Source organism: Photobacterium proteolyticum, assembly GCF_001939735.1.
In the GTDB taxonomy this organism is placed as follows: Bacteria; Pseudomonadota; Gammaproteobacteria; order Enterobacterales; family Vibrionaceae; genus Photobacterium; species Photobacterium proteolyticum.
This window is the reverse complement of the sequence record NZ_MJIL01000036.1, coordinates 1-16,560: the sequence shown is the minus strand read 5'-3', so window position 1 is coordinate 16,560 and position 16,560 is coordinate 1. Positions and strand designations below refer to the sequence as shown.

General features: G+C 49.4%; 14 protein-coding genes and 2 pseudogenes. 12 read left to right on the top strand and 4 right to left on the bottom strand.

Annotated elements, in window-relative coordinates; all coding sequences use genetic code 11:
- The first annotated feature begins 46 nt into the window (after positions 1-46).
- Positions 47-1,234, top strand: a complete 1,188-nt coding sequence (locus BIT28_RS00830) for a M1 family aminopeptidase (protein ID WP_175577474.1) — start codon at positions 47-49, stop codon at positions 1,232-1,234.
- An 83-nt stretch (positions 1,235-1,317) separates the two neighbouring features.
- On the top strand, positions 1,318-2,127 hold the full coding sequence (locus BIT28_RS00825; protein ID WP_075761747.1) for a phytanoyl-CoA dioxygenase family protein: 810 nt from the start codon (positions 1,318-1,320) through the stop codon (positions 2,125-2,127).
- 13 nt (positions 2,128-2,140) lie between these two features.
- On the opposite strand, the pseudogene BIT28_RS00820 reads toward BIT28_RS00825, so the two are convergent.
- A pseudogene (locus BIT28_RS00820) lies at positions 2,141-3,597 on the bottom strand (MFS transporter).
- Between the two features lie 416 nt (positions 3,598-4,013).
- Between BIT28_RS00820 and BIT28_RS00815 the strand changes: the two are divergent.
- The 7 genes and pseudogenes from BIT28_RS00815 to BIT28_RS00785 all read left to right on the top strand — a co-directional run.
- Positions 4,014-4,193 (top strand): annotated as a pseudogene (locus tag BIT28_RS00815) (pirin family protein); the annotation flags it as partial.
- Between the two features lie 156 nt (positions 4,194-4,349).
- Positions 4,350-6,605, top strand: a complete 2,256-nt coding sequence (locus BIT28_RS00810; RefSeq protein WP_139310422.1) for a hypothetical protein — start codon at positions 4,350-4,352, stop codon at positions 6,603-6,605.
- Complete coding sequence (locus tag BIT28_RS00805) at positions 6,602-6,865, top strand: hypothetical protein (RefSeq protein ID WP_075761745.1); 264 nt, start codon at positions 6,602-6,604, stop codon at positions 6,863-6,865. Before BIT28_RS00810 ends, BIT28_RS00805 begins: the two co-directional genes overlap by 4 nt.
- 41 nt (positions 6,866-6,906) lie before the next feature.
- Positions 6,907-8,802, top strand: a complete 1,896-nt coding sequence (locus tag BIT28_RS00800) for a hypothetical protein (protein ID WP_139310421.1) — start codon at positions 6,907-6,909, stop codon at positions 8,800-8,802.
- Positions 8,799-9,407: a hypothetical protein gene (locus BIT28_RS00795; protein WP_075761743.1), complete on the top strand. Its 609-nt coding sequence runs from the start codon at positions 8,799-8,801 to the stop codon at positions 9,405-9,407. Before BIT28_RS00800 ends, BIT28_RS00795 begins: the two co-directional genes overlap by 4 nt.
- Complete coding sequence (locus tag BIT28_RS00790) at positions 9,404-10,921, top strand: site-specific integrase (RefSeq protein WP_075761742.1); 1,518 nt, start codon at positions 9,404-9,406, stop codon at positions 10,919-10,921. Before BIT28_RS00795 ends, BIT28_RS00790 begins: the two co-directional genes overlap by 4 nt.
- 469 nt (positions 10,922-11,390) lie before the next feature.
- On the top strand, positions 11,391-11,645 hold the full coding sequence (locus BIT28_RS00785; protein ID WP_075761741.1) for a hypothetical protein: 255 nt from the start codon (positions 11,391-11,393) through the stop codon (positions 11,643-11,645).
- Between the two features lie 103 nt (positions 11,646-11,748).
- Here BIT28_RS00785 and BIT28_RS00780 read toward each other — a convergent pair whose 3' ends face one another.
- Both BIT28_RS00780 and BIT28_RS00775 read right to left on the bottom strand, forming a co-directional pair.
- Positions 11,749-12,258, bottom strand: a complete 510-nt coding sequence (locus tag BIT28_RS00780) for a hypothetical protein (protein ID WP_075761740.1) — start codon at positions 12,256-12,258, stop codon at positions 11,749-11,751.
- Positions 12,259-12,316: 58 nt separating this feature from the next.
- Entirely contained in the window at positions 12,317-12,535 is a 219-nt protein-coding gene (locus tag BIT28_RS00775; RefSeq protein ID WP_075761739.1) for a hypothetical protein, read from the bottom strand.
- 1,285 nt (positions 12,536-13,820) lie between these two features.
- On the opposite strand from BIT28_RS00775, the gene BIT28_RS29455 reads away from it, so the two are divergent.
- From BIT28_RS29455 to BIT28_RS00755, 3 genes are read left to right on the top strand one after another with little or no spacing between them, the layout of a single operon-like run.
- The gene (locus BIT28_RS29455) at positions 13,821-14,702 is read left to right on the top strand and encodes a hypothetical protein (protein ID WP_075761737.1); all 882 of its coding nucleotides are present in this window, start codon (positions 13,821-13,823) and stop codon (positions 14,700-14,702) included.
- Position 14,703: 1 nt separating this feature from the next.
- Positions 14,704-15,084, top strand: a complete 381-nt coding sequence (locus BIT28_RS00760) for a hypothetical protein (protein WP_075761736.1) — start codon at positions 14,704-14,706, stop codon at positions 15,082-15,084.
- Between the two features lie 5 nt (positions 15,085-15,089).
- Positions 15,090-15,353, top strand: a complete 264-nt coding sequence (locus tag BIT28_RS00755; protein WP_075761735.1) for a hypothetical protein — start codon at positions 15,090-15,092, stop codon at positions 15,351-15,353.
- A 666-nt stretch (positions 15,354-16,019) separates the two neighbouring features.
- On the opposite strand, the gene BIT28_RS00750 is transcribed toward BIT28_RS00755, so the two are convergent.
- Positions 16,020-16,421, bottom strand: a complete 402-nt coding sequence (locus BIT28_RS00750; protein WP_075761734.1) for an H-NS family histone-like protein — start codon at positions 16,419-16,421, stop codon at positions 16,020-16,022.
- Positions 16,422-16,560: the final 139 nt, after the last annotated feature.

The window sequence follows — 16,560 nt, the reverse complement described above, 5'->3', positions numbered from 1 at the left end:
CGAGTGAGGTGCATGAAAAAGCCAGCAGGGAGTACCTACCGGCTTCATAAAAAAAGCGTCAACCTATTTTAGGACTAGACACTCTTTAGGCCACGAAGTCCTTCATAACTGGTGGGGCAATGGTGTCTATATCGACTATGAGAGTGGAAACTGGGCAGAGGGGCTAACCACCTATCAGGCCGATTACTCCTTTTTGGAGCAACAATCCAATGATGTAGCCAAGGGACGGCGTCTTGAGTGGTTAAGAGATTATGCAGCGCTACCTCCCGAGCGAGATAGGCCGTCCCGTACTTTTACAAGTAAAACTCATGCAGCATCTCAAGTGTTCGGTTACAACAAGGTTGCTTTTTTATTCCATATGCTTCGACGGCAATTGGGTGAGCAAGTATTTGAAAGCGCTCTGCGCCGGTTTTGGCGTGAGCAGCGTTTTCGAATTGCAGGCTGGAATGAACTGGAACGCGCCTTCAGCGAAGAAGCAGGTAGGAACTTATCTGTATTCTTCGACCAATGGCTAGACAGAACCGGTGCACCTGAGATTTCCTTTGCCAAAGTAGCTAAAAGTCGTCAAGAAAAGGACGCCTGGATCTTATCACTGGAAATCAAGCAATCGGAACCGTCCTATCAGTTGCAAGTTCCAGTGCAGGTTCTGACCACGAAAGGCCCTGTGGAACGCTTAATTCCGATTAAGGGAACTCATACACCAGTAGAGATACAGTTATCTGCCGAACCTATAGAGTTAGTGGCTGATCCCGATTTTCATCTGTTTCGTCGCTTAGTCTCAGGCGAGGCTCCACCAACCCTGCGGGATACACTGCTTAGCGGACAGACACAGACTTTGGTTCTGGAGGGATCGACTTTTCAACAACAAGGCTTGGCGCTGGCTCGCGCAATGTTGGATTCATCATTACAATCTAATAGCACTCTTGAGCCGGAAAAGCCGTTTTTGTTGATTGGCCCAAGTTCTGAAGTAGATACCTTCTTGCGTACTCATAAACTTCCAGGGATGCCTGAAGAGTTAGCGGTACCAAGCAGTGCGCAAGTTTGGGCACGGCGTACTCCACAAGGACAACCATATGTAATTATTGCTGCCAACAGCCAGGCGTCGCTGGAAGCGTTGCTCCGTCCATTGCCGCATTATGGGCGTAGAGGCTACATGGCATTCCAAGGTTCCAAAGCGGTTATTAAGGGGAACTGGCCGCTCAGTAAAAGCGGGATCCTCTATCGCTTCCCGTGAAAAACGCATGAAAATCCTTGGGTTTGCTAAGTTAATACGGGCTTCAATAATGAAATTTCAGTAAGCGAAGGAGGCATCCAACGATGACGGAAATAAATTATCAGGAAGCGTGGGAGCGTAACGGCTATATTCTGCTTCGTGGGTTTATTGATCAGCACCTGTGTCAGGCTATGCTGGATTATATCGTCGCTTTTGTCAGAGAAAATAGACCGGACAGCTCAAAGGTCCTAACAGTTAAGGCACCGGATGATTCAACTGTATATGTTGCTGACGGCTCTATAATTATCCCGGAAAGTAAACCTACCCCCTTCGCGCAAAGTCAAGAAGACAATATCTCAAAGGTATTCAACCTGCACCGCCGGGAGCCTTTTAAGGCGTTTGTAGAACGGCCTGAAGTGCTTGATGTGCTTGATGTGCTGGAACAACTTATAGGCCAGGAGATTGATTGCTTCCAAAGCCAGTTCATTTTCAAAAATGCCGGAGCCTGGGGCCAACCCTGGCACCAAGACTCCTACTATATGCCCCTTGACCATCTACCGCAGGTTGGGGTTTGGCTGGCAGTCAGTGAAGCCACTCTTGAAAACGGCTGCTTGCTGGTACAACCCGGTTCCCACCGCGAGCCCATCCACACGCATGTGCCAGATCAGCGCCCTCAGGCAAACTATGGGTATGTTGAAATTGTTGATTATGACTTTACCGATGCAGTTCCTATCCTGATGCAGCCGGGGGACCTACTGATATTTCATAGCTTCCTTATGCACCGCTCAGTAGATAACCAGTCAAACAGCCGACGCGCGGCAGCGATGTTTCATTTCGCCCAGGCCGGCACCCAGAAGACCCAGGATGTCCCCATCTATACCTTTGATTTTACGCCAGTAAGACGATCGTCGTGACAATTAAAGCAGTTTAATCTCGTCCCGGAGAAAGTCTGGAAATGGCCGCATCGCGGCGGGTTCTAAGTTCTATCTGAACCCGCTCGATACACGCCCGAGTCAAGGGGTATCTTAAAAAGATAGTGACGGCCAACAGGCCAATCATGCCAACCCCAGGACCATATAGCCATGCCAGGTTTTGCAACACGTCATTGGCAACTTCACCCGGAACGGCCTCCGTTGGGAAGTTGATGAGATCAATACCGATCCCTACAAACGAGTGCCCCAACCCTGATGCAGCCTTACCCGCAAAGGCCATACCGCCGAATAACATGCCTTCCTGGCGCAGCCCAGTGGCCAGTTCATGTTCATCACTGATATCCGCGATCATAGAGCCGGCGGCAACCAAAGACTGTACTGCGCCCATTCCACCGAATAGCGAAGCAATCACCAGGATAACGATCAAAGCAGGATCGCTGTTCTCCGGCAGCCAGCCCCATAATCTAAGCATTATGGGTACTACATGGAACAGCAAAGACCAGAGGGCTCCAATAATAAAAATCCATTTCTTATCGAAGCGGTTACTGAGAGGTTTGGCAAATGGAATGCCAGCCAACAGGCCGACGACAATGGCCAGCGTCACCAATTGAATCTCTTGCGGGGTAAGGGACCAGAAAAAGGTTGTTGCATGCAGGGCCAGGGTAGCCTGTATTCCTCGCATCATAAAAAACACCAGCATGCTCAGGAAAAGAACAAGAAAAGCCCTGTTGCTCAATACCGATTGCAGTTCTTTAATAACCCGAACAGCACGAAAAGGGGGAAGCCCCGGAGCCGGTTTGGGCAACAATGGAATCGTCTTATGGGTTCCCGCCGCTGACCACCATATACTTCCCCACATGATCATGGCAAAAAAGAGCGCAAAGTCCGGATAAACATCGGGATTGAGCTGTCCACTGGAAAATGCCGGTGTTGCTTTAAAAAACACACTAAAGCTGATGATCACTAGTGCGGCACCACCGATCAGCCCAAACGCGGTACGATAACCGACCAGCGATGTGCGCTCCTCATAGTCATCGGAGAGTTCCGCGCCCAGGGCCAAGTGAGGTACCTGATAGAGAGTCATGAAAAAGCGCACCTGCACGGCAAACAAGGTCAGCCAGACAAAGAGCCCGGTCTGTTCCAGTTCAGCTGGTGGCGCAAATAGAAAAAAAAGGTTACCGCCAGTGGAATAGCTGAAAGGTACATTAAGGGGTGCCGGCGGCCCCACCGGGAACGCCAGCCATCCGAGAGTGAGCCTATGATGGGGTCTGTAATACCATCCACACAGAGGGCGATAAACATAGCCAGACCCGCGAGGGTGCCAGACAAACCCAAAACCTGGTTGTAATAGAAGAATAGAAACAGCTCGAATGTGTTGTTTTTAATAGCCTCGGCAGCTTGCCCAACACCGTAGCTCAATTTGGTTGATACACTGATTTTGTCTATACGCATACAGCACGCCTCATCGCATCATACCCTTCTTACATCGATTGCCAATTTCAGGCTGTTTCCCTTAAGCCTAATCCATGAATCAGATTCCTGAAAATTACCAAGCATTTAGTTAATCACGATAATTGGCGTAACACAGAGAGCAACTCAAAATGTTATGGGGCGAAAGCGCTATAGCACAACCTGTAAATGCTAGTCACATTGATGCCAAAACTACAGGCTTCATTCATACTGGCAATATAAAACTATACCTAAACATTAATGGGCTTTTATATTTTCAACCACCCTCTGCTTCTCCTGCTTGATAGTCGTTCAGTTTTTTCAAACAAGCTGTTCACCTTTATCCTCTGTTAACCATCAGGCCACCCTCCTACACTAACAACAATCCCCATTAAAAGGGTTAAGTATTCGGAGGGCGTATGGCTATCAGACGTATTAAACAAATCATTGATTCTCACCCATCATCCGATGGCGATGGTGTTAAAATTCAACGTGCTCATGGGTTTAACAACAGCCAATTTTCACCTTTTTTGATGATTGATGAGTTAAAGTCAGAAAGCCCCGAAGATTATATTGGCGGTTTTCCGCCTCATCCGCATTGATTTTGTTGAGCTACAATCTTTGTTCAAGGTAGGTGAGTGAGTGAAAAGCTAATACCTGCAAGGTATTTTGCATGTGTTGCAGCAAAATATGAACAAATCTTTATGAACACTTAGCTCCTATCAACTATACTGTATAAAAAAACAGGTAGGAGTATGCCAATGCACTTCGAGCAGCAGGGGAACACCCTCACCGCGCTGATCACCAATCCGCGCAGAACTGAGCCAGAGCGCTCAGACATCTCTCCACTGCTCATATTGCACTCTGACGACCGCACCAGGTTACTCAATGCAACCAGCCAACGCGCAGTCGGCAAGACATACAATACACACCATGGCTTCGTAGCCGATGTGCTCCGCCCTCTTGGCCATTATCTGCACTGGGACACAGTACTGCACCAAGATGGAGCCTGCCGCCTGCCTGATACATTTGAGGGCTGGCAACGTCTGGTGCTGCAATTTGGCCTGTGGTACATCAGTCGCCCAGGCACTAAAGCCAGCCTGGAAACGCTATGTTCCTGCGGACAAAAACGGGTGCGCCCCTGGCTGAAGTTTCTACAGGAAGACGGTCTGATCCCCCTTGGTGTGATGTTGCCAGACTTTCGCCTACCCGAAGAGCAAGGCAGCCACAGCTCGCCACAAAATCCTAGACTGCTGGGCGAACAACCGGCCAGGCCAACCCGCGACGACGAGCCTATAGAAAAAGTCAGGGAACCACTCGACAAAACCCTAGCCGGGCCGATTTTCTGGCACACCGACGCCGAGTATCTGGATCAGGTTGAAACCAGCCTGCGCCGCCGCGACCAGGTACTAGCTGATGTGCTGGATGACTACTGGCTGCGACTGGTGCGAGATTACCGCCGTGGCCAACAGATGCTGCAGCAAATCACCGCTGACGACTGGCTTCTACGCGAGCAGAACGCCATCTGGCAGGATAATGTCATCTATACAGTAAATGACAAACTCGGACGTCAATACCAGAAACAACTCAGTACAATACTTACATCACCAAGCCACCCGCAGGGCCATCTTTGGGTGCTGCGCATAATGCAGCAGCAATTGGATCACAACAACGACCCTGAATGCCTGCGGCCCAAGGCGTTACGTCAGCACCCGGCAACCAGAAGTCGGTTTCTAGCAAATCCTAAATGTATACCTATTGCCTCACTGCTCAGTGCCAGCACCCTGCCACCGCAGCAGGCCGACCTCCTATCGTTCGAGCAGTTGTATCATCGCTTTCTTGGCCTGCTGAACACCACCGATATGGCAGTCGCCATGGCGCTGCTGATGCGCGAGCACGCCAACCTGACACCCGAAGCGCTGGCCGGAGCACAGTTACTCAACGTCCGGGGCAAAAGCTATATGCTATTGGCCGACGAGGGGCAGCAGCAGATTTTCAGCGTCGATAAACCTCGCGCCGGTAGCCGTAAATACGCGGCACTGACACCGCGCGCAGCCCGAGTGCTACGCCACCTGCAACGTGCCACCGCACCGGTGCGCGCGCTGCTAAAACGCGCCGGACACCCACACTGGCGATACCTGCTGCTGGGAGTGACCCAAGTACGGACAAACGTCAATGGCCTCGGCCACCCGCCAAGGATCTATGCTGGCCTGCTTAACAACACAGGTAGTTTTAAATTCAGCCTAGCCCGCTGTTACCCGGCACTGGCTAATGCCGGACTCGGTGCCGGAACGCTGGATTTCAGCAAGATACGCCACACCCAGGGGGTACTGGCCTGGTTCGATAAAGGCTCGGTACGCGCCGTGCAAAAGCGCCTCGGCAACAGCTACCGCGTCGCCATCGAGCACTATATTCCCGAAAGCCTGCTCCAAGCGTGGAACGAGCGTATTATCCGACGTTTCCAGAACACCCTACTGGTTCTGGCAGCAGCCGGAGAGGACTACTTGCTTGAAGTTGTCGATATGCCAAACCTAGCCGAGTTGCATCGCTTTCTGGCTCAACTGGTCTATGAACTGCCCACTGGGCGCTCACCGATTGCCGACAAACTGCAGCAACTCTACGCTGATCGCTATCGCATTGACCATGCGGGACAGCCAACCACTGGGCAAGAAGCAGCACCAATGCCAGACGACCTGTTACACCTGCGTCTGTCACCAAACAGTCTGGCCCTGTTGCTCGCCTACCGTCAGTGGGCGCAGCAGCACATTACACCGGCGCTCCAGAGCCAGCCAGACCACCTGACCGGCCTAACGCCCAAACACTTTATTGACCTCGGCGGCATGCTGCAGGCAGCAGCGCAAAACGACGATATCGGCAAGGCATTGCGTGAGTCACTGAACGTGAAGAAGCTGCAGCGTGCCTACGGCCAGGCCGAGAGCAAGGTGCCAGAACTGCTTAGCCGTCTGACCCACCTGTCATTGCAACCGACCAACACGGAGGATACCGCATGAACACCGAAGTTTTCGACTTCGAGCAACTAATGGGTAGCCTGCGCCTTGCCACAGACCAGCCGAGCGAATTGCAGCTACAGCACCTGACCTGGACCCGGCAGCGCGTCAAACCCTACGACGGCCACTCTGGCTGCTCAGTGACTGGACGGCGCCAAAATGGCAAACAACCGCTGGCAGAAAAACCCGCCAGAAAGACGGTCAATGGGTTGGTGCCGCCAACGTCAACTGGGCCATACTGCTGCCAGACAACAGCCGCCTGACCGACACCCGCTACGCCACGCTGCTGGAAACCTGCCGTCGGTTGAGTTTCCTCTATCGCCAAGGTTATGCCGATAGCAAGCCACCCAGCATAGCTAGCTGGAAGAGATTTAATCAACAGTTGCTCTGTCTATGCCAGTGGCTGGTACTTGAGCGCTCGCGTTACCACCCCGATACCTACAGCCTCAGCCTGCTCGACCAAGCCGGGCTGAAACGCCTACTGCGCGCAATCGCCCCTGGCGATTGGAGCGAAGCACACGGATTGGTCGAGCGCTGCCTGAGTGGCCTATATCAGGCAGTATTCCGGGAGCCTTGTCCTGCGAAACTGCTGGCCAAGCCTGGCAACTGGCCACAGGATACCTGCCAGGCGGTCATCGACTGGCTCGAAGCTAACCAGGGTTATTCATACAAGCGGCCACATGACACTGAACACACTGGCATGGTATCCCGCGTGTTGCTTGGTAGGCTTGCCTCAGCGCCAGTGAATTCACTGAAGAAACACCAGCGCCTTAAAGCCGTGCTGCGCCAATTTGAGCCCAAGCTGGCCCACCCGACGCTGCTGATTCGAGGCCAACAAAGTACGGAATATCCCAACCAAAGCACCCCCACGCGGCAGGAGGCACTTCACACTGGCAGCAAGGGGTCAGTTGAAAATGCCAGCAAAATGCTGCGCCTGGTGCTGATGCTCTATCGGCATCAGCCCGAGCATTTACCGTCACCGCTGACGCTCAATTTGCCTGCAGCAGTTTCATCTGCCGTTAAACTGGCCGCAACGGATGGCCACACGCCGTTTATTCCGGTTGATACCGGGTTGCAATACCTCAACCACGCTCTGCGCTGGGTGGTGCTGTACGGCGATGCCCTGGTTGATTACTACCTGGCAATCATGAGCCAGTTGTGTGCCAAAGTCGATGCATCTGTTTCGCCGAGGCCCTGGAAAAAGGTGATGGATTATGACCTGTCAAAGGTGTTATGCCAAACCCCGCTGCCACAGGCACTGAAAGAGGCCGGATTTGTCTTTACTCAGCTAGGCACACCGAGGGGCCGTGATTTCGACCGCCTGCGCAGCCAGCCTACACTGCACGAGGCACTGGAGATCTATATCGGCGCCGTCACCGTGCTGATTACACTGATGAAGCCATCACGTGACTGCGAGGCCGCCAACCTGCCACGGATCTGCCTGCTGCGTACGCGCGGCGGCCACTACTGGCTCGACTCGGATCTGGCCAAGCGAACTAGAGGCGAGCGCCGCGCCCGCACCGGCGGCAAACCTATCCCGGTGATCACCGCCCGCGCTATCCAGCAAGTGCGCAAGCTTAACCGTGGCCTGACGAAACTGTTCGGCGAAGACGATAACCACTTGCGCGGCAAGCTGTTCTACCTTCCAAACCCCGCCAAATGGGGCACCGGTAAGGAGATTGACGCAAGTTCACTCAACAGCTATTTGGACAAGTTCTGCGACTACATTGGCTTGCCGCCAGACGAGCACGGACGGCGCTGGTACCTGCGCATTCACCAGACGCGCAAATGGTTCCTGCTCCTGCTGTTCTGGAGCGGTCGCTACGACGTACTGGACGCGGCGCGCTGGATTGCCGGGCACACCGATGTCGAGCACCTGTATGCCTACATTGAGCGTGAGTTTCCCGGCGGCAAGATTGGCCAGTTGGAGGCCGAGTGCGCGATTGATCGCCTAGCTGAATACGACACTACCCAGATCACCTTAGATGGTGAAGACGAGAGTCTGGCAGAGCTATACCAGCGCGTCCTCCGCCAGTTCCGGGTCAAGGCACTTAACATGGTACCTGAGCGTGAGTGGCAAGCCCTGGTCGAGGATCTGTTCGAGCACGATTACCACCTGGTGCCGTACAGCATCACCACTGATGACGGACACAAACGCCTGTGCATTGCCATTCGCCAAGGCGGGAGGAAGACTGAATGACTGAGCAAATACCACGACGAAAGCCGGATGCCGAAGCCTGCAAGGCCAGTGTCTATAACCGCTACAAGGCACTACAGCGTGCGCTGCGTAACCCTAAACTGGCACCGACCGAGCTGCTGGATGCCTGCGCGTCCCAGTCCACCCTGGCCGCACTGGATATTACCCAGTATGGGATCACCCCACTGTCGCGAAACTCCATGTACAAATACGCCGATCTGGTGCTAGCCGAGCAGATCGTACCGGAAGGCAATACCGCCGGTCAGAGCGGACGTCACTACCTGGACTGGCTGCGCAAACAGGTAATGGCAGTGGCACTCAAAGAGACCGGCTATCGCACCAAGGCCGCCCGCACCCAGCGCAGTAAAAAACGCAAACAGGAAAAAAATGACAAACTGCATGAGACCGAACTTCACGCGCTACGATTGAGCAAAGCCTACCTGCACTTGTTTCAGCAAGTGCGTGGCTACGCCCGCGACGAGCAGATCGAGCCGCGCACGCGCCAGTTGCTGTTTAACCTGCTCAATGATCACGACGCACTGTATGGCGACCTGTTCAGTGAAGCCGGTACCCAGCGCGATGACAACGTAGAGGTACTGCCACGATGAGACGCCCGCCCCAACAACAGTTGTACAGAAAACTAACCGAAGTCACCCTGCCGGAGAGTATCCAGCACTGTCGCGGCGGTAGTGAAGCGACCTATCGCATTGAGCAGCAGTATCTACCGGTCGCCGCCTTTGTCCGCTGGCCCAGCGGCAAGCCCTGCCTGCCCGTCAATATGTACCTGCTGTACAACGGCTACAACTGGACCGGCGACAGTGTACTCACCACAGCATCCAAGTTGTCTGAGCTGGTTCGCTACTGCGCCCATGGCCGCGCCACCCAACAGCCCTGTGGTTTTGGTGACCTGACTGACAATGACATCGGCCGTCTGATCGAGAAATTATGCACCGATGTCTACATGGACGATCCCAGTCAGCGCCTGCGCAACAACAATACAGTGCGCGCCATCATGCAGACCATTCTCAGCTTCCTCGTCTGGTACCAGGACAACCTGTATCTCAAGCCTGGTCATCTGATAGGCTCCAGCGGCGAAGGGGCGGCCATCGTCGTCACCCGCAAGAAGAATCCGCACAATAATCGCTATTACTGGCACCATCGATACCTGCCGCCAAGCGTCAGCACCGACCCCAAACTGCCGATGGGCACCACCATGATCGAAGATATCGAGATGGTGATAGAGGATCTGTACGAGCCGGATGCCTATCCGGAGCCTGCACGGCGTCGCTTTGGCAAAAATGAAACCCTGTTTGACGCTTACCGGGACTACATCACGGCCCGGCGCGACTTTATGCTGCTGATGATGCGTAAAACCGGCCTCCGTCCGGAAGAAATGGCCCAGATGTCACTCAAAGCCAACCGGCGCAGCATCGGTGAGAGTCAACCGGTGCTAATCCTGCCCACGCTCAAGCGTCGTCAACTCGACCCACCGCTACGTCGCTTCCCAATCACACCAAAGATCGCCACTCGCGTGCGGTTGTACCTCAAGGCGCGTCAGAAATGGCTGCAGTGCTGCGAGGCGCGCAACCCTGAACTTGCGGAATCAGACAGTCTGTTTCTCAGCACAGAGCCAGGCAACCTCGGTGCTGCGGTCGCCAAGTCAGGACTGGACAAGGACTTTGAGAATTTATGCAACCGCGCCGGTTACCGCAATCATCAGTCGTGCTTCTCCATGTTCCGCCACAGGTTTATTACTGACCTAGTAATGCTGCACCTCAAGGAGTTGGATAAAGGTAAAACCGAGATGAATAAGCACGACTACCGCATGGTTTTAGAAAAAGTACGTGAGAAAACCGGCCATAAAAGCATCAAGTCACTGTGGCACTACATCGACCTGGCCTACGACATGGAAGGCGTCTGGAACCCGGTTAACCAGGCTATCCGCCGCCTGCAGGCCACCGAAGAGCTGAAACACGACCTGAACCAACTGCGCCGCCAGTTGCGCCACTCAGACGGTAGCCAGTTGGCCAGCAGCCAGGTGATCGACCTAGTGACTGAACGACTGAGCCAGATCATCGGTGACGCCGAGCAGGCCGGGCTGGATACAGCACCGACCGGATAACTCAAAGAGTTTTACAGGGTAGGCCCCAAATGAGGCTCTGTACATTTGTGTTTGCTAACCTCTCAAAACAAGAAAGGCGCCTGCCAAAGTAAGGCTTTGTGCATACAAAATGTAAAGGGGGGCAAACTCAGGTTTGGACAAAAACACGTTAGACTTTATGCTCTAACTCGCCCGTTTCAGATAAGAAAAAGTATCTCGAAATATGCAGTATTACTTTTGCTGCTATCAGTGAGTCAAATCTTATCATGCTCGCTTTACGAGAAAGGGCTACCGTGAGATTTTTTCTTCTAGTCAGAGAAAATAAATGCCGAGTGTAATGCATCACATTGATTGTTGTTATGTTGCGCTCTTAACCTCTTGACAGTATTGAAATACAAAAGCTATTGTAATCAGGCTACAGCTGTAGAACTACGGCAGACGCATTATCGTCGTGCCCCTTTAAAACTTAATTGACTCCATGGAGGTCACTATGCATGTCAAAATAATTGATGAAATTCGTGCTTCTCAGATTCATGGTACTCGTAAAGCTAGGGACTTATGCTTTCAGAAAGTTGTTTATGTCGAATCTGAAACTAAAAAGTACCCAGGGAATCGTTTTATTTATCGTGATGAGAATGACAAACTTCTTGTCCAACGAGGTCAAGCTAATTTAGACGATTTGACTCTTGTTAAAGCGATGCTATCTGTTGCAGAAGCTAGAGGTTGGCACTTGACGAAGAGTTAATCGCATCGCAAAGAAAGCCTGAAATATTTCAGGCTTTATCTCACGGAAATTATTAGGTGATTGCATGGCCATGCCGACTTTTTCCTTCTAAAGGTTTCCGTGTTTATTGAGAAGGGAATTTATTCCAAAGAGCCCGAGTATCCATCGTTTTTCTTATCCCATATGCGCATTCATATTCAATAACCAAATCGAAATCCTGAATAATAAACATGGTATTTTCGCTTACGATATGTTCAGGAAAAGAGAAATGAATGACATCTAGCTTGTCGCCCGGAAGTACAACTTGATAGTCCTGTAAATGCAGAAAATTATAGGCATGTTTGATACCAGAAAACATTTTTGGAAGAATTGATTTGTCGAGGCTGTCCAACGTTACTTCTTCGCTGTTATGAATGATCTTATAACCCTTTACATAAGCGGGGCCTGTACCACCGTTTATCAGAACGGTTCTCGCTACCTGATCCAGCTTATCAATATGCGTCGTTGCAAACAGGTGTGGTGCTAATGACAATCTGTTATGCTGACGAGATAAGTACGCTTGATATGCAGTCGTCGCTAATGCACACAAGGCAACAACTCCTGATGCTAGAGCAATCCAGTCACTGTTTTCCATAATACCCTCACTTGTCTGTTATTTCACTTCAACATCTATACAAAGATCTGTGCTTTACTTAATTTTGAGCCTCAGTATCCGAGACTGATTGCCTGATCTGGTCAACATGCCATTGGGTATAACCCAATTGCTCCTTAACCGTGCTTGAATGAGTAACGAGCTGCTCAAGTAATTTTGTCTGGGCCTGACTTTCACGGTGTATCTTATTAAGTAAAACTGACACTCTGACCAGACTACTTACGATAACCACGGCTACCGCCAGTATTGCTGCTTCCATTATGCGTTTCCTTTTATTTCAGATAGATAACCTATGGTATCACTCGTCTTGTGAGGCTGCAGATTTTTTCCTTCCAAAGTTAGACCGCCAAGAACGGCAAGAGTACGCCAACCACCAGAGTGGCAATTACTAACATGGAAATGGACAAAAATGAGTCAGTGAGATTGCTAATTTAGAGAGTTATGGATTAACTGAAGTATGGCAAATGAAGTCGAAAAGCTTAGTCTGTTCAGTATTCCTACCCATTTAGCGACTCATAATCGCTTGGTCGTTCAAACCCAACAGGGGCCACCATATTCTTGAGAAGGCGCATGGAGAAATCCACGCTCCTTTGTCGTATCTGGGATTTAGTCAGCTAATCTGCTGTCCATCTCCGGTATTCGGTCTAGGCTAGAGTCAGGCAAAAACTCAGGCCAACAAGCTAGGTTTCGGGTATCGTTCGCCAGTTCCCTTGGCCGGATTAGCCACTAATTCCTGTCCGTGAATCCCTCCACCCACTGTCAACTTATTAGCGAACCCAATGTAATATTTTTCGCGGCACAGATACTCACGCCAGAACCCAGCACAGAGTCCGGTACGGTAGTCACTGAGTGATTCGGTGGGATCATCGGGGGGGGGGGTAGATTAGATTGGTAAAACCGGACGCCAATCCTAATGGAAATGCTATTAAGGTTACGTGGCCAGTTTCCGCCGATTACAGCAGCAATTCCAGGCCGATTTCAGGCTAAAACTCACCTAAAATCGCAGCCAAAAACCGACGGAGGACAGGCACGACGACAACGACGAGGAAATCATTAGAAGAAAAAATCAGGGATGTCAGGTTGCGCAAGGGCTAGAGAGGGATTGCTGGGCCTGTCTAGTGTGACCGATCCAGCGACTTAGGATTTAGGTGAAGTTAGTAAGGGGTTGTGATTCATGGGGTCTCACCGATTTATATCAAGTAAAAATAGTCTTTACTTTCCACATAAGTTGTCACTGCTAAAAATTAACCAATTAGAAAGGCGGTAACAGAGGAAGAGATGTCCCGTTATTCGCAAGAAAGAAAAGAAGCAATCCTGAAAAAGCTACTACCTCCTCACTCTCGCTCGGTGACGGAAGTGGCAAAAGAGGAAGGTATTAGCGAAGCAACTTGTAGCTAAATATATCCAGCATGTAATACAATGATGTTACTAGCTGGAATAACATGCGCCATCTGATAAGGAATTCAGTCAAAGCAGTTGGTGCATGCATCGTGGATATATCTGTGACTACATACTAACTCAATGCAAAATAAAAGGTGATAATAATGAAGGGTTGGAAAATGTTAGCAGGAGCTATTGTTGGTGCTGCAGCTGCCCCTTTTACAGGAGGAGCAAGTCTGGCGGCGGCTATAGCAGCTGGAGCAGCGGCAGGGGCAGGGGCAGCGGCGGACTCGGTGTCAAATGATATTGAGGAAAAGGCTAAAATTAAGTCAATAATTGAAGAGGGTAACTCAATTATTGAGTCTGCCGAGAAACGCCTAAAACAAGCGAAAAAAAAAGCAAAAAAAGACATAACTAACGCTAATGCTGCCATCAGAGAAAATCATCAACTAAAAATCGAAACGTTAAATTTCCTGGATGGAACACTTAAAGTAACGCATAATAATTTTACTAAAGTGAAGCAACGATTAGAGAGGGTTGCTTCTCCAAGCACCAAGAATGCAAAATCATCTTATAACTCAACTGCAGGTAAACTATCTCACTCTTCATTTCGTGCTTGCTCTAATGTTACATCGCTATCTATACTAGAAATATCTTCCACGGCCTACGAGAAACGAAAGGCAGAAGAACATTTGGAAAGTGCTAAGCTTTTTTCAAAACAGGTAGATAAGACAATAGCTGAGATAAAATTAGAGAGGGCCAAGATAAAAGAGATTATTCTCACTGTAAATGATGAGAAACTAATCTTAGAGTCTCTCCTATCTGATATAAAACTGATCCACCCTGAGTTAGTTAAAACGCTTAGCAAAAATACATTGGCACAAGCTGATGCGAAAAAAGCATTATTTCTTGGTATGGCTTTGGAAACTTATATTGACTCAGTAGAGTGTAATATAGTGACCGATGAGAATAATATAACGCTTAGCTATAAAAATAACATTGCAAAATTGAAATCTATTTCTAGTGAAATAAAGGGACTATACTAACATGAGTTTACCACCAATCGTCGCAGCTAAAATTGTTGTTGATATCACTAAGGTTTTTTTTGACTATGCTAAATGCGTGGAGCAAGAAAAGACCAAAAGGTTAAAGATTGCCGCTGCTTTGGAAGTGCAAATTAAAACAATTCAAGCTCAAGAGAAAGTTTTTTCTGACTACTTGGACAAAGCGTTCGCAGAAAGAGAAAAACTATATAAATCAGTCGAGTCTGCAGTTCAACAAGCCGTTTCTATGCAAGATCACGTAATGCTAAAATTGTGCCTAGAATTTAAAATCAGTGTATATAACAAAGACGCACTTCAAAGCACATCTTCATTGCTTGGCGTTGGAAGCACTGGTTTGTTAGGTGAAAGTGGAAGTCTAAGTTAATAGTTATGATATATACGAAGCTACATCAGTGTTGGGTTGATTTTATTCGTTTCCTATCTAAAGAGATAGCTAATAGAGAGAAGATTGTACAAGATAAGCAGGAAGCTCTGGATCAAATCGAGCAATTTAAAGAAATTAACCTTGCCAAGATAGAAAAATCGTCAAAAAACAAGTCAGAAAAAATAGCTGCTACCGAAAAAGCAATATCGGATGCTGCTGCTAAAGGAGATCTAGATGCTCTCAAGAAGCATCTTGATTCTTTGAAATAAATTTCTCTCACTACTATTCCAATCTCACCTAAATCCTAAGTCGCTGGGTCGGTCACACTAGACTGGCCCAGTAATCCCTCTCTAGCCCTTGTGCTACCTGATATCCCTGTTTACCTTCTCGAGATTTCCTCGTTGTTGTCGCCGTGCCTGTCCATGGCCGGTCTTTGGTTGTGATTTTAGGCTGATTATGTGGATTTTCCCGACGGCGACGACGGTAGATTGAGTGGCTTATCTGAGATGGATTCGGACAGTGATTCAACTCACCCACATCTATCACCAGAACCCTATCTGATTCGCTCTGTATCAGGCTGTAGTGATGATATTGCTGATGTGATTATGAATATCAGTCTCCGAGTTACCTACTGAATCTGGCAGTGTGAGTGTCTGAGACTAAGGGAGAAATAGATTGTCATGAGAGATAACAGACCAATTACCATCAGAGGTAATTGGTTATCATCAATCAAAAAATCCCCTTGGTTATAGAAATGAAACGGTTTGGATAAGTCTAAATAAGGCAAGCAAGTATGAATAGCTTGTAAATGAGTCTTTATTCTAAGAAGCAAAGGGGCAGAAAAGACACAAAGTCAGTTAAGTGATAACGAAAACTATCTGTTAAACACAGGCTGAATTTAAGTGAAAGCCCCAAGAATCGGGGCTTTCCGCCGATTAAATCAGAAAATCATCTAGTGATTTTCCTTCATTTTCGATAGCTTCCTTCAGAGGTGCTGGCATACGACCTTGACCTGTCCAGGTGCGCTCTTCACCATCAACGGTGAATTTATACTTAGCTGGACGAGGTGCACGCTTAGCTTTTTTAGGTGTGTCGGCCAGGGTTGCTAACAACTCTTCTGGGTCGATACCATCTGCGATCAGCATATCGCGGTATGCCTGTAATTTTTCTTCTTTTTCTTTCTCTGCTTGGCGAGATTCTGCTTCAGCTTCTTCACGCTCAGCAACCACAGTTTGCAGTTTCTCTAGGGCTTCTTGAAGTTGCTCTAGCGTAAATTCTTCTCGTGCAGCAGCACGCAGAGAACGCAGGTTTAATAGTGTTTTAAAAACGTCACTCATAATTTTAATGTTGATAGTAAATAAAGCAGATACATTACACTAAATTCGGTAATTAAACGTAAGCGCTCCATGATCACCACATTCAAATAACCCTACAGTGCACTTATCATCATATTTCCCTTAATGAATCGGAGATATG